Here is a 14,803-nt window from a genome sequence, read left to right as displayed (position 1 = left end):
CATGAATACCATGCATAATCTTCTGTTTTACCCGCGGCTGGCAAGGACCAATATGAAAAAGAACAGCAGCATTTATTTTCCCTATTTATTTGCCTGCAGCCTGATGGCAGGGCTCCTTTATGTCCTCAATTCCGTGTCGGTCATGGTTGTCGACAGCGGTATGAAGGGTGGGGATATCATGTACATGCTGGTACGGATTTGCTTTTTTATATGTATCTTCTTTGTGTTTATCATCCTGTTTTATATAAACAGCTTTATTATGAAGCGCAGGAAGAGGGAATTCGGTCTGTTCTGTATTCTTGGGATGGAAAAAAAGCATCTGGCTTTTGTCCTTTTCTGGGAGGTGTTCCGGAGCATGCTCATAAGTCTTCTGGCCGGAATTGCAGGAGGGATATTGTTCAGCCAGCTCATGTTCCTTCTTTTGCTGAAATTTGTGGGACTGCCGGGTAAGCTTGTTTTCCGGATTCCCTTCCAGTCTGTAGGGGAGACCATTCTCATTTATCTGATCTGCTTTTTCTTTGTACTGATATACGATATTATCAGTGTATCGAGAGCGAACCCCACAGAACTTTTAAGAAGCAGCAAGGAAGGGGAACGGGAACCGAAAACCAGATGGCTGGCGGCTGCTGCGGGAGCGGCGGCGTTAGGAGCCGGCTATGTGAAGGCGCTGACCACCTATACGGCTTCCGATGCTCTTCTGGCCTTTTTCCCGGCGGTGGTTCTCGTGATTATCGGCACCTACTGTCTGTTTCAGGCAGGGAGCATCGCTTTGCTGAAAGCGCTCCGCAAAAACAAGGCCTTTTATTATAAACCTGAGAATTTTGTTTCCGTTTCGGGGATGATTTACCGGATGAAGCAGAATGCCGCGGGACTTGCCAGCATCTGTATCCTGTCCACAGCTGTCCTGGTAACGCTTTCCAGCTGTCTCAGCCTGTATGCAGGGGAAGAAGATATGCTCAGGAACCAGTTCCCCAGGGAAATCAACATATATTCCCAGATACCGGAGCTTACGGAAAATGCAGACAGCCGGACGGAAGAACAGGGAACGGTGACTTCCGGTCTGCCTGCAGCCGTGCATGAGGCCATTGATACCCTTTCGGCATCCACCGGCTGCGAAACAGAAAACAGCATGGAATTTTATCAGCTGTCGCTCGCCGCGTCATATGAAAATAACAGCTTTACCACAGCTCTCGGCAATAAGGGAAGCTCAAGCATGCTTTATATTATGGAACTGGCCGACTATAACCGTCTCTACGGGAAAAGCTATGAGCTGGAGGCAGGAGAAGCGCTGTTCTTTACCACCGGGACGCCAGTCGAAGGGGAAGCGGATATCTGTGGGGAAAAATACCGGATACGGGAGCGGATTGATAAATTTGATATAACGCAGCTTCTGGGGTTTGCAACGCCGGTAGATCTGAGCGTATTCGTCGTTCCCGGGTTAGAGGATATGGTAAGGCTGGCCAAAGCAGGAAATGCACTGATTCCGGATAAAAGATTCCCGTCTTATATCTATTATCATACATTCTTTGACATCGACGGCAGCAAAGAGGCTGTTGCTGCGTTTGAAGACCGGGCAGCAGGGGAAATCCCCGGAATCACCCGTATTTATGTGAGAAGCCAGGTAAGGGCGGAATTTTATGAGCTCTATGGAAGTATTCTTTTCGTGGGGATTTTCTTCATTATTCTGTTCCTGACGGCAACGGTCCTGATCATTTATTATAAACAGATAACGGAAGGCTACGACGACAGAGAGCGGTTTGGTATCATGGAAAAAGTGGGGATGAGCGCAAAGGAAGTAAAAAGGACCATAACCAGACAGGTACTCATGGTTTTTTTCCTCCCGCTTGGAATGGCGGTTATTCATATTGCGGTGGCCTTTCCCCAGCTGTGCAAGATGATGACGGTTTTCAGTATGACCAATGCAGGGCTGTTTGCCGTGTTTACCATACTTTCCGTATTGCTATTCGGCCTGGCCTATCTGCTGGTATACCGTCTGACAGCCAGAACCTATTTTAAAATCGTACAGAGCTGATTTCCGGAGGACACCAATAGCCGGACAACAGGAATGAAGAAATCCTGTTGTCCGGCTATTGTTCTATAAAATAAGTTAAATTATTCCAATCAGCTGTATTTTATAAAAATATATTGCCTTTTCCATATGGCTATGTTAGTATAACTAACGCAGGTTAGTTTGAACAAACCAAAGATAACTAAGCAGCTGGGTCTATTCAGCAAAAGAAAGGGTGTATTTTATGATAAAGCGGAATAAAAAGGTATTATTGGCCTGTGCGGCATTGACACTGGCAGGCCTGTTGGGAGCTTGTTCCTCCTCTTCGGGCCCGGCATCGGAAAATTCTTCTGTGAAAGAATCCCGGGCGGACAGCATTTCTGAGGAAACAGTACAGGGAAAACCGGAAATGACGGAAACGGAAACAACAGCGGCAGAAGGAATGCGTACGGTAGAGACGGACAAAGGCCCTGTGGAAATCCCGGTAAACCCTCAGGTTATTGTTTCTGATTATTACCTGGGAGAATTTCTGGCCGTGGATGTAAAGCCGGTCATTGCGTCGCCGTATTCTTTGTCCAATCCGTTCCTGGAAGGGAAGACAGACGGAATTGAGGAATTAAATACGGTTAGTGCGGAGACTTCTTTGGAAATGATCGTTGCGCAGGAACCGGATCTGATTGTAACGATTACGGAAGCCGATTATGAGAAATATGCCGAAATAGCCCCTACCGTGTATATTCAGGACGGAAAGCGCAGCGATGAGGATCTATTCCGTTATATTGCAGATCTGGTGGGCAAAGGTGATGAGGCGGAAGTATATATAACAGATTTTAATAAAAGAGTGATGGATGTAAAAGAAGAGATACAGGGAATTGTAGGAGAACGTACGGTATCCATCGTAGAAGTATGGCCGCAGCAGATCTATACAATGGGCAGCCATTTTGCCAGGGGAGGTTCCATCCTTTATGATATGTGGGAATTGAAAGCACCGGAGAAGGTGCAGACGGAAATGGTTGACGCAGATACCTCCTATGAAGTCGTTTCTCTGGAAGCTTTGCCGGAATACACAGGGGATTTTATTCTTTATGGCATATTGGCGGATACCGACAGTTCCTTCGTGGAAGATTCCGCTCTGTGGAACAGTCTTGACGCGGTAAAGGAAGGCCGCGTACTGCCTTATGAACAGGTGGCATTCATGCACAGGGATCCCATTACTCTCAATGCACAGCTGGATATTTTTGTCGAATTTTTCCGCGGCTTTGAGGGAAAAGAATGAATGCGGGCAGGCATAAAAGAATGATATTGTTCCTGCTGGCAGGAAGTGCTGCGGTTATATTGGCCGCGGCATTTTCTGTGTTGTACGGAAGCACAGGCATTCCTGCAAATCAGGTCTTCGGAGCTATTGTGTACCCCGATATGGAAAACCGGCAGCATATTATCATACGGGAACTTCGCATCCCGCGTACGCTTGGATGTATGCTGGTGGGCGCCGCTTTTTCTTCAGCGGGCGCCATCATGCAGGGAGTGACCCGGAATCCGCTGGCAGATTCTGGCCTTTTGGGGATCAATGCCGGCGCGTCCTTTGCTCTGGCGCTTTGTCTTGCTTTTCTGCCGGGCTTCGGATTTACGGGCGTGGTATGCTTTTCCTTTCTGGGTGCTGCGTCAGCCATGGTGACGGTATATGGTCTGATGAGTCTGAAACGGCGGAAAACAGATCCGGTCAGGTTGGTACTGGCAGGCAGTGCCGTGAGTATCTTCCTTTCTTCGCTCAGTCAGGCAGTATCTATTTTCTATCATATCGGTTATGATCTGACATTTTGGACGGCCGGAGGGGTTGCGGGGATCCGCCTTCATCAGCTGCTCCTCGCCGGGCCGGTAATTCTGGCCGGGCTTCTGGCTGCGGCAGTGCTTTCCGGCCGGGTATCCATGCTCAGTCTGGGAGAAGATGCTGCCAGAGGACTGGGGCTGCATGTGGAGCGTTCCCGTGCGCTCTGCCTTCTGGTGGTGCTCATGCTTGCCGGAGCGGCTGTGGCGCTTGCCGGACCTGTGGCCTTTGTTGGATTGATGGTGCCTCATGTGGTCCGTTTTTTTGTCGGCGGGGATTACCGCAGAATCATTCCTTGTACGATGGTGGCAGGGGCCTTTTTCATGCTTGCGGCAGATATTCTGTCCCGGGTGGTGAATGCCCCCTCAGAGACACCGATCGGACTTGTATTTGCTGTGATTGGTGTGCCGTTCTTTATCTGGACGGCACGAAAGGAGGAGAGAGCTTTTGACTGAATCCGGACGAAAACTGCGGACAAGTGCGGTCATAGCCATATTGGCGGCATTGCTTGCCGCAGGAATATGGATGGATATAAATGCAGGCTATCGTAAGATAAGCCCGGAGGAGCTTTGGCAGATAATCCTGGGCGGAGGAGAGAAAAGCCTGCGGTATACGCTTCTTAACCTGCGTCTTCCCAGAGTCCTTACCAGCCTGCTGGTAGGAACAGGGCTTGCAGTTTCCGGATGTGTCATTCAGGGGGTATCCCGAAATGAAATGGCAGAACCGGGCATTCTGGGAGTGAATGCGGGAGCCGGACTTTTTATAGCGGCTTTCATGGTGTTTTTACCGCAGAGCGGTTTGAAGCTGACCCTGCTTTTGCCTGTGCTGGCATTTGCCGGTTCCCTGGCAGCGGCAGCCCTGGATTACAGGCTGGCCCTGACAAGACAGGGACTGTCTCCCAAACGGCTTCTGCTCATCGGCATAGCCATGTCCACCGTAATTTCAAGCCTGACCACAATGCTGATGCTGCGTATGTCGGACAGTGAATATGCCTTTGTCCAGAATTGGCTGGCCGGAAGTATATGGGGAGCTTCCTGGCCCAATGTACGTCTGCTTTCCCTTGGCCTGACGGCGCTGATCCTGTTTGTATTTTATAAGAGCAGGACATTGAATGTGCTGGCTTTGGGACACCAGACAGCCACCGGCCTGGGCGTGGATGTTTCCCGGCAGTCGGCGATCCTTTTAGGGGCGGCTATTGCCATGTCCAGCCTTTGCTGTGCGGTGGGAGGAGGGCTGAGCTTTGTGGGGCTGGTGTGCCCTCATCTGGCGAGAAGGCTGGTAGGGCCTGATTACCGCGTCCTGCTTCCGGCAACGGTGCTTTCCGGAGCGGTGCTGATGACCTTTTCCGATATCCTGTCCCGCACACTTTTAGCGCCCAATGAAATTCCTGTGGGCATTGTGGCGGCGGTGATCGGAGCGCCTTATTTTCTATATCTGCTGATCAAAACATAAAGGAGGAGAGCAGCATGGATGCTGTACTTACAGGGAAAGGCATTTCTGTGGCCTACCAGCAAAATATTATCATTCCGTCTATGGATGTGGAAATCCCCCGGGGCTGTGTGACGTCTGTCATAGGGCCTAACGGATGCGGAAAATCAACTTTGCTGAAAGCACTATCCCGCATGCTGCCGGTCCGTTCCGGGCAGGTGCTTCTGGACGGCGGCATGATAGCCCGGATGCCTGCCGCAGAGGTGGCGAAGCAGATGGCGATTCTTCCCCAGGGGCCGCAGGCCCCGGGAGGACTGACGGTAGCCGAACTGGTGGCATATGGAAGATATCCGCACCAAAAAGGCTTCGGAAGACTCCGGAAGGAAGACTATGAGGCCATTGACCGGGCACTGGAGATGACACATATGGAGGAATTCGCCGAAAGAGATATCGATGCGCTGTCCGGCGGACAGCGGCAGCGTGCCTGGATCGCCATGGCGCTTGCCCAGGATACACAGGTCATACTGCTGGATGAGCCCACAACCTACCTGGATATGGCCCACCAGCTGGAAGTGCTGAAGCTTTTGGAAAAACTGAATAAAACCCGGGGAAAGACCATTGCCCTGGTGATCCATGACCTGAATCTGGCAGCCAGGTTTTCTGACCGGATGATTGCCATGCGAGCGGGAAAGGTGCTGCATGAGGGCACGCCGGAGGAAATCATGACACCGACGGTGCTGGAAGAGGTTTTTTCCCTGAAAGCCTGCATCAGCAAGGATCCCTGGACAGGCAGGCCCACATGCGTCACCTATGAGATATCCTGAATGATAAAATTAATAAAACAGAAACAATTCTGAAACAAAACGCAGGTATTACAGTGTATAATGAAGCTGTAACAATGCCGGCGGATGAGTGGAGGATACAGACCTGTGATGCGAAGAATCATCAAATCAGCGATACACAAAAACAGACTGGCTGGCCTTTTGTATGACAATTACTCATTGCGGACGGTTGTTTTCGCTTATGGCGCACTGGGAGTCAATGCATTTCTTGCCCTTACAAAAGGGGCTGCCGGATGGTATTTTGGTTCCGATTGGCTGAGCACGCTCGCCATGTATTATCTGCTGCTGTGTGTGATTCGTTTTACACTGCTGCGGGCGAACAGGAAGGTAACTGCTCTGACCGATCAGGCTGCCCGCATGAGGAAGGAATGGAAAGCCTGCCGTGTATGCGGTGAAGTGTTTATGGGAATGACCGTTATTTTGATGGGGATAGTGGTGCTGATTACAGCCGAAGGATTCACTTTTGCATATGATGGGCTGCTGATTTATGCTGTCGCAGCATATGATTTTTTCTGCCTGACAAAAGCGATCATATATATGGGGAAGAACCGCAAAAACCATACGCCGCTCATCGTCGCCATAAAATCGGTCAATTTAGCTGCAGCGCTTGTTTCCATCCTTTCCCTTCAGACGGCGATGTTTGCGGCCTTTGGGTCTGATATGGAAACTGTGGTGCAGACTCGTATGAATCTCGCTACCGGCGCCGCTGTGTGTATGATGATTTTTTTATTTGGTTTCTTTATGGCCGTCCATTCCAAAAAACAGATGAAAGCTTTAATAACAGGGAAAACCAACAGGGAGGCGTATCCATGATCAATATTCTGGTATTAGAGGATGATGTAAAATTAAATCAGATAGTATGTACTTACCTCAATGACAGCGGGTTTCATGCAAAGGGCTGCCTGAATGCCAATGCAGCATATGATGAAATGTATAACAATCTTTATGAGCTGATTATTTCTGACATCATGATGCCGGGGACAGACGGGTTTGAATTTGCTGAAAATGTGCGCCGGGTCAATAAGCATATTCCTATTTTATTTATGTCGGCAAGAGATGATCTTTCCTCTAAGCAAAAGGGATTTCGGCTGGGAATTGACGATTACATGGTGAAACCCATCGAGTTGGATGAGCTTCTGCTGCGGGTGCGGGCTTTGCTTCGCCGCGCCAATATTGAAATGGAGCGTAAATTGGTCATTGGGAATCTGGAGCTTGACGCTGATGCCATGAGCGCCGTTGCAGGCGGAGAAGATATCCCGATTACTACAAGGGAATTTAATATATTGTATAAGCTGCTGTCCTATCCTAACAAAACCTTTTCCCGCGCCCAGCTGATGGATGAATTCTGGGGAATTGAGTCGGAAACAAGCCTGAGGGCGGTGGATGTCTATGTGACAAAGCTGAGGGATAAGTTCTCCGGCTGCGATGGTTTCGAGATCAAAACGGTGCGCGGGCTTGGATACAAGGCGGTGCTTATATGAGTGAAAATACAAAGGAACGGCGGAAAAAAGGAAAGAAAACTCGTTTTCCCGTGTCACTTTTCTTTATTCATTTTGGATTTCTTCTGCTTATGTCCGGACTTCACAGCGGATTAATTGTTCTGATGGGAACACTTAAATGGAATGATACAGTACAATCCATTGTACCTATCGTCTACTGGGCATCGGTCGCCTTTGGCCTTACAATGTATACACGGTACCGGATGAAGCAGACCTATGATGAACCGATGCAGATGCTGGCCGAGGCTACCGCCAGAGTGGCCGCCGGTGACTTTTCAATTTATTTGCCGGCTATACATACGGCAGACCGGTACGATTACCTTGACACCATGTTTTTAAATTTTAATAAAATGGTCGCAGAGCTTGGGAGCATTGAGACACTGAAAACCGATTTCTTTTCCAATGTTTCCCATGAAATCAAAACACCCATTGCGGTCATTCAAAATTCAGCCCAGCTCCTGCAGAAGGGGAATTTATCTGAGGATGAACAGCGACGCTGTATGGATACTATCGTTCACACCACCCATAAACTTTCTGATCTGATTACCAATCTGCTGAAGCTGAATAAACTGGAAAAACAGACAATTCAGGCGGTGCCGGAAGAATATGATCTTTGTGAGCAGCTTTGTGAATGCGCGCTGGGATTTGAAGCACAATGGGAAAAGAAAAACATAGAATTTATTGCGGAAATGGAAGATTCCGCCGTCATTCGCGCGGATGCCAGCCTTATGGAGCTTGTGTGGAATAATCTTATTTCCAATGCGCTGAAGTTCACAGAATCGGGCGGAACGGTAATTCTTCGCCAGACTTCAGAAAAAAATCAGGCAATTGTGGAAATTTCCGATACCGGCTGCGGTATGAACGATGAAACGCTCCGGCATATGTTTGATAAGTTTTATCAGGGGGATACCTCCCATTCCACGGAAGGAAATGGGCTGGGACTGGCCCTTGTCCTGAGAATTTTACAAATTAACGACTGTACTGTAGCGGCAGAGAGTAAATGGGGGAAGGGTACGAAATTTACAGTTACCATTCCATTAAGGGGAGAACTGGAAAATGAATGAAGCGAATAACAGAGACAGTGAGTTCCTTGGCTATGAGTATAAAGAGCTTTCCGTGGAGCAAAGCCGTGTTTCCATGTACCTGGACGGATATAAGAATTTTGGATGGATCGCGGATGATAATTTTGATTTGCCCAAAGCCGGAAGCATGGCCACGCTTCATCTGAAACGCAACCGGAAAATTATGAACAAAATGGAACTGACCAGGCTGCAGCGCAACTTTGAAGCATGTATGAATGAGATTGAGACTCTGGAACGCTCAAAAACAGCCAATGCCCGTATTGCATCGCTTACGGCAGGCGTCCTGGGAACGGCTTTTATGGCAGGCGCTACCTTTGCTGCCGTGGCAAGTCCGCCGATTATCTGGCTTTGCATCCTTTTAGCTGTTCCTGGGCTTTCAGGCTGGATCGCACCGTACTTCTTATATAAGAAACTGGTACAGAAGCGGACGGCGAAAGTGGTTCCTCTGATTGAGGCAATATATGATGAAATTTACGATCTGTGCCTAAAGGGCTCCGCACTTCTTTAATAGTAAAATTATTTTATTCCGCCGGTTTTCCGGCGGATTTTTTTTGACAGCCCACCATGAATGATTCTTGCCGTGTGATTAATAATTCGTAAACACAATTCAAGCAAAATACACATAAAACGTTTGTAATATAGAGTCATCAAAGAAAGCAAGACCAATTCTGAAGAAGGGAGGATGTCTGAATGACGAGTAAGATTATCATTGCTGCTGTTGTCATTGTCATCATTGCTGCAGTAGCTGTTATTATCAAAAAGAAGTAAGCCAAATAAAAAATAATAAAGGATAAAAACTATGAAAAAGAAAAATTTTGTATCTATGATTATGAGTACCATCGGCGGGATTTTATTTGCCATCGGAATGTGTATGTGTCTGCTTCCCCAGTGGAATGCTTTCACACAGGGCGTTGTAATCGGTATTGTTGGTGCTGTTGTATTACTGGCCATGCTGATTGTCCGCCGCAGGATGGAAGGAAAACCGGCCATTCGGCTGAACGGTAAGGCAATCGGTACGATGCTTCTCGGAATTGCCGGAGCCCTGGCATTCGGCACAGGCATGTGCATGGTTATGGTTTGGGAATTGCTGGTTCCCGGTATTTTCGCAGGCCTTGCCGGTATGGTATTGCTTCTGTGCCTCATCCCGATTTGTAAGGGGATTAAGTAAAGCAGAGCTGTTTTGTCAGGATATATGCTGTATCAAAAAGTTTACAAACACCAGGAGGAAATTGTAATGGCTAAATCGAAATTAATAAAAGCAAACAAAAAAATTGCAGAAACCGTGGTAAACGGTTATAAGGGGATTGAGAATCGTGTTGTGGGCACTTATACGAAGATTGAGGATAAGTTCGTCGATCAATACCTGACTCATGAGGGTGAGTCCATTGAGGATGCGAAGAAGAGGATAGCCAGGGAACAGGCAGCAGCCGATGAAAGGCATAAAGCAGAGGCGGAAGCCCGTGCTGCCGGGAAGAAGATGAGAGCCGAAGCAAAGATATAATTTTTACCGCAATAGGTTCTTTAAGGACACAAAAAAGGCTGCCAGCTTGATACTGACAGCCTTTTTTTGTGCCTTGACTGATGCCTGCAGGCACATAATGCAGTAACTTTATTCAGGATGCTGTTCCTTCTGCAGGTTTTTCTGTGCGGTGGAGAGCATCAGCTTGATCCGGTTCAGCTGATTAACTTCACTGGCTCCGGGATCGTAATCAATGGCAACAATATTGGATTTGGGATAACGCTTGCGCAGCTCTTTTATTACCCCCTTGCCGACCACGTGGTTGGGAAGGCATCCGAACGGCTGGGTACATACGATATTGCTGGTGCCTGTCTTAATAAGCTCCACCATTTCCCCGGTAAGGAACCAGCCTTCACCGGTCTGATTGCCGATGGAAACAATGGGAGCGGCATAGGAAGCAATGTCGTCAATCCTGGCCGGCGCATGGAAATGACGGGATTTTTCAAAGGCTTTGGCAGCCCCGGAACGCACCCACTGCATGGCTTTGATTCCGGCCTTGGCCGTAAATGCAGATTTTTTGCTGGTTCCCAAATGCTCCGCCTTATACAGCTGGTTATAGAAGCAGTAAAACATGAAATCAAGCAAATCAGGAACTACAGCCTCAGCCCCTTCCGATTCCAGAAGATCCACCAGATGATTATTGGCGGCAGGGGCAAACTTGACAAGAATTTCTCCTACAATGCCGACCTTGGGCTTTATCTCATCGGTAATAGGGATGGCGTCAAAGTCCTCTATGATCTCCCGGCATAAACGGAAGAATTTGGGGAATCCGGGATGCTTTGACTTCACGAAAGCTTTACAGGTTTCCACCCATTTACGATGACAGGCATTGACGCTTCCGGATTCTTTTTCATAAGGACGCATGCGGTATACGCAGCGCATGAAAATGTCTCCGAATACCGCGCCGTAAACACCGCGCAGCAGTACATCCAGATTGAGCTTAAAGCCCGGATTGCTTTCGATTCCCGCCATATTGATGGAAATAACGGGAACCTGCTCCATTCCTGCCTTGGCAAGGGCACGGCGGATGAAGCCTACATAGTTGGTGGCACGGCAGCCGCCTCCGGTCTGGGACATGATGACGGCGACCTTATTTAAATCGTACTTACCTGACAAAAGAGCTTCCATAATCTGTCCGATTACAAGCAGGGAAGGATAGCAGGCATCATTGTTGACATACTTAAGCCCCATGTCAATGGCATGCCGGTTATCATTGGGAAGGACCTCCACACGATAGCCGCAGGCGTTGAAGGCCGCCTCCAGAAGTTCAAAATGAATCGGAGACATCTGCGGGCACAAAAGAGTATAATCTTTGCGCATCTCTTCCGTAAAGATGACCCTGTGAAGGGCAGTGGAGGTGATGGTCCGTTTTTCCTTTTTCTTTTCCTTTGATTTAATCGCGGAAAGCAGGGAACGGATACGGATTCTGGCAGCCCCCAGGTTATTTACCTCGTCAATTTTCAGACAGGTGTAAATTTTGCCTGAACCGGTGAGAATATCGTTTACCTGATCCGTGGTAACGGCATCCAGCCCGCAGCCAAAGGAATTCAGCTGAATCAGGTTCAGGTCGTCCCTTGTGCGGACAAAAGAAGCAGCAGAGTACAGTCTGGAATGATACATCCACTGATCCGATACAATCAGGGGCCGTTCCGGCTTGCCCAGATGGGATACGGAATCTTCGGTAAGGACAGCCAGGCCGTAGGAGGTAATCAGTTCAGGGATACCATGGTTGATTTCCGGATCCAGATGATAAGGCCTTCCCGCCAGGACGATACCCTGAGTGCCTGTTTCCTCCATGTAGGACAGGACTTCCTCACCCTTTCTCTTAATATCCTCTCTGGAAGCGGTCATTTCCGCCCAGCCTTTTTCCGCCGCCCGGAGCACTTCTTCTTCAGGCAGCTCGGAAAATTCTTTGATCAATTCCTTTTCGGCAACTTCCAGATTAGTGAAAGCCATAAATGGATTGCGCAGGACTGCTTCGCCGCGGCCGATTTCATCCACATTATTCTTGATGTTTTCCGAATAGGAGGTGACGATAGGGCAATTGTAATGATTGCTGGCATCCGGCGTCTCATTTCTTTCGTAAAAGAGAGCGGGATAGAAGATGAAGTCAACGCCCTGTTTAATCAGCCAGGATACATGTCCATGGGCCAGCTTGGCCGGATAGCATTCGGATTCGCTGGGGATGGATTCAATTCCCAGCTCATAGATACTGTGCGTGGAGCTGGGGGAGAGAACCACCTGATATTTCAGTTCTGTAAAAAAGGTATACCAGAACGGATAATTCTCATACATGTTCAGCACGCGGGGAATCCCCACACGTCCTCTTTCCGCTTTATCTGCCGACAGCGGTTCATAGGAAAACAGCCTTTTCAGCTTATATTCAAACAGGTTGGGAACCTGGCTTGGGTTCTTAGGCTTTCCCAGCCCTCTTTCACAGCGGTTGCCGGAGATATACTGGCGTCCGCCGGAAAAACGGTTTATGGTAAGACGGCAGTGATTGGTACAGCCCTTACATTTTGCCATGCTCGTTTCAAACTCCAGGGAATTGATCTGGTCGATGTTCAGCATGGTGGTCTGATAACCGGCGCTGTAATTGTCACGGGCGATCAGGGCGGCTCCGAAAGCACCCATGATACCGGCGATATCGGGACGGACAGCCTCGCAGCCCGCAATTTTTTCAAAGCTTCTCAGCACGGCATCATTATAGAAGGTACCGCCCTGAACAACGATCCGGTTCCCCAGCTCAGAAGCATCAGATACCTTGATTACCTTAAATAATGCATTCTTTATAACCGAATAAGCAAGGCCTGCGGATATGTCGGAAACCTCCGCGCCTTCCTTCTGGGCCTGTTTAACCTTGGAATTCATAAATACGGTACAGCGGGTTCCTAGATCAATGGGATGTTTCGCAAAAAGCGCCGCCTTGGCAAAATCCTGCACACTGTAATTCAGTGACTTGGCAAAGGTTTCGATAAAGGATCCGCAGCCAGAGGAACAGGCTTCGTTCAGCTGTACGCTGTCAACCGTTCCGTTTTTAATTTTAATACACTTCATATCCTGGCCGCCGATGTCCAGAATACAATCAACCTCCGGATCAAAAAAGGCGGCGGCATGGTAATGGGCCACGGTTTCCACCTCGCCGTCATCCAGCAGGAATGCGGCTTTCATCAGAGCCTCGCCATAACCGGTAGAGCAGGAACGGACGATCCTGGCGCCGCGGGGAAGCTGGGAATAAATATCCTGTATGGCTCCGATCGCAGTCTTTAACGGGCTGCCGTTATTATTGCTGTAGAAGGAATACAGCAGGGAGCCGTCTTCACCCACCAGGGCTACCTTTGTCGTGGTGCTTCCCGCATCGATCCCCAGATAGCAGTTGCCGACATAATCATCCAGAGATGCGGTTTTCACGCAATGGCTGTCATGCCTGGTGCGGAAGAATTCGTATTCTTCATCGGAAGAGAAGAGAGGATCCATTCGTTCCACTTCAAATTCCATCTTAATGCCGGAGGACAGCTTCTGCACCATTTCCTCTAACGTGACAAAAACCTCTTCCTTTGCATTTAAGGCGGAACCGATAGCGGCGAACAGATGGGAATTATCCGCTTCAATCGTATGCTCCTCGTCCAGCTTCAGCGTACGTACAAAAGCGGTCTTTAATTCGGAAAGAAAATGAAGCGGACCGCCCAGAAAGGCGACATGTCCGCGGATTGGCTTACCGCAGGCAAGTCCGCTTATCGTCTGGTTGACCACAGCCTGAAAAATGGAAGCGGAGAGATCCTCTTTGGTGGCTCCTTCATTAATAAGGGGCTGAATGTCGGATTTGGCAAATACACCGCATCTGGCGGCTATGGTGTACAGGGATTTATAGTTTTTGGCATACTCATTAAGCCCTGCCGCATCAGTCTGAAGCAGAGAGGCCATCTGATCAATAAAAGAACCGGTACCGCCTGCGCAGATACCGTTCATTCGCTGCTCTACATTCCCGTTTTCGAAATAAATGATTTTGGCATCCTCGCCGCCCAGCTCGATGGCAACATCCGTCTGCGGGGCCAGATCCTGAAGGGCGGTGGATACAGCGATAACTTCCTGGACAAAAGGCACGCCAAGATGGTTGGCCAGCGTAAGCCCGCCGGATCCGGTAATCATGGGATGAAGGGTAATATTTCCTAATTGGGAAAGACTGTCTTTTAACAGCTCGGACAGGGTCTCCTGAATGTTGGCAAAATGTCTTTTATAATCGGAAAAAAGTATATGATGGGCCTCATTCAGGATAGCAATTTTGACTGTTGTGGAACCAATGTCAATTCCCAGAGTATAATTCATTGCATTATTCATATGGTAAAAACGCCCTTTCTACTTATTAAAATGTATCTTTGAACAACTTTTTACATTATACGACAGCAGTCGCGCAAAAGCAACCAAAGATGATGTTAAAAAAAATTTGGCAATTTCTAAACTTTTTATAACATTTATGAATTCCGGCATACTTCCGTTTACTTTTTCCAAGCTAAATGATAGAATATATTCGCTTAGGCTGCTTACCATTCTGAGGCAGGGAAAGCAATATTTAAGAGCACAGACTCATTAATGAAACCGC

At 48.5% G+C, this 14,803-nt stretch carries 12 protein-coding genes; 11 read left to right on the top strand and 1 reads right to left on the bottom strand.

All coding sequences use genetic code 11. From position 1 onward, the window contains the following. The first annotated feature begins 1 nt into the window (after position 1). From BLA28_RS15260 to BLA28_RS15210, 11 genes are all read left to right on the top strand, one after another. The gene (locus BLA28_RS15260) at positions 2 to 2,032 is read left to right on the top strand and encodes an ABC transporter permease (protein WP_069158063.1); all 2,031 of its coding nucleotides are present in this window, start codon (positions 2 to 4) and stop codon (positions 2,030 to 2,032) included. Between the two features lie 220 nt (positions 2,033 to 2,252). Beyond that, positions 2,253 to 3,284 carry an ABC transporter substrate-binding protein gene (locus BLA28_RS15255; protein ID WP_069158062.1) on the top strand — a complete coding sequence of 344 codons (1,032 nt, stop codon included), beginning with the start codon at positions 2,253 to 2,255 and terminating at the stop codon, positions 3,282 to 3,284. Next, positions 3,281 to 4,288, top strand: a complete 1,008-nt coding sequence (locus BLA28_RS15250; RefSeq protein ID WP_069158061.1) for a FecCD family ABC transporter permease — start codon at positions 3,281 to 3,283, stop codon at positions 4,286 to 4,288. The genes BLA28_RS15255 and BLA28_RS15250 overlap by 4 nt, the downstream gene beginning before the upstream one ends. Further along, complete coding sequence (locus tag BLA28_RS15245) at positions 4,281 to 5,285, top strand: FecCD family ABC transporter permease (RefSeq protein WP_069158060.1); 1,005 nt, start codon at positions 4,281 to 4,283, stop codon at positions 5,283 to 5,285. The genes BLA28_RS15250 and BLA28_RS15245 overlap by 8 nt, the downstream gene beginning before the upstream one ends. Before the next feature lie 14 nt (positions 5,286 to 5,299). Continuing rightward, a complete protein-coding gene (locus BLA28_RS15240) occupies positions 5,300 to 6,085 on the top strand; it encodes an ABC transporter ATP-binding protein (protein ID WP_069158059.1) in 786 nt (261 codons plus the stop codon). Between the two features lie 105 nt (positions 6,086 to 6,190). Continuing rightward, on the top strand, positions 6,191 to 6,916 hold the full coding sequence (locus BLA28_RS15235; RefSeq protein ID WP_141702947.1) for a hypothetical protein: 726 nt from the start codon (positions 6,191 to 6,193) through the stop codon (positions 6,914 to 6,916). Beyond that, positions 6,913 to 7,584 (top strand): response regulator transcription factor, encoded by a 672-nt coding sequence (locus BLA28_RS15230; RefSeq protein WP_025484130.1) that lies wholly within the window; start codon positions 6,913 to 6,915, stop codon positions 7,582 to 7,584. Before BLA28_RS15235 ends, BLA28_RS15230 begins: the two co-directional genes overlap by 4 nt. Then, a complete protein-coding gene (locus BLA28_RS15225) occupies positions 7,581 to 8,666 on the top strand; it encodes a HAMP domain-containing sensor histidine kinase (RefSeq protein ID WP_069152504.1) in 1,086 nt (361 codons plus the stop codon). Before BLA28_RS15230 ends, BLA28_RS15225 begins: the two co-directional genes overlap by 4 nt. Beyond that, positions 8,659 to 9,192 (top strand): hypothetical protein, encoded by a 534-nt coding sequence (locus BLA28_RS15220; RefSeq protein ID WP_069158056.1) that lies wholly within the window; start codon positions 8,659 to 8,661, stop codon positions 9,190 to 9,192. Before BLA28_RS15225 ends, BLA28_RS15220 begins: the two co-directional genes overlap by 8 nt. Before the next feature lie 291 nt (positions 9,193 to 9,483). Continuing rightward, positions 9,484 to 9,852: a hypothetical protein gene (locus tag BLA28_RS15215; RefSeq protein WP_009252611.1), complete on the top strand. Its 369-nt coding sequence runs from the start codon at positions 9,484 to 9,486 to the stop codon at positions 9,850 to 9,852. 66 nt (positions 9,853 to 9,918) lie between these two features. Beyond that, complete coding sequence (locus BLA28_RS15210; RefSeq protein ID WP_069158055.1) at positions 9,919 to 10,185, top strand: hypothetical protein; 267 nt, start codon at positions 9,919 to 9,921, stop codon at positions 10,183 to 10,185. A 108-nt stretch (positions 10,186 to 10,293) separates the two neighbouring features. Here BLA28_RS15210 and BLA28_RS15205 read toward each other — a convergent pair whose 3' ends face one another. Further along, positions 10,294 to 14,541, bottom strand: coding sequence for a 2-hydroxyacyl-CoA dehydratase (locus tag BLA28_RS15205; protein ID WP_081330076.1), 4,248 nt, complete (start codon positions 14,539 to 14,541; stop codon positions 10,294 to 10,296). Positions 14,542 to 14,803: the final 262 nt, after the last annotated feature.

This window comes from Eisenbergiella tayi (assembly GCF_001881565.1).
Lineage (GTDB): Bacteria > Bacillota > Clostridia > Lachnospirales > Lachnospiraceae > Eisenbergiella > Eisenbergiella tayi.
This window is presented reverse-complemented; position numbering and strand designations above follow the sequence as displayed.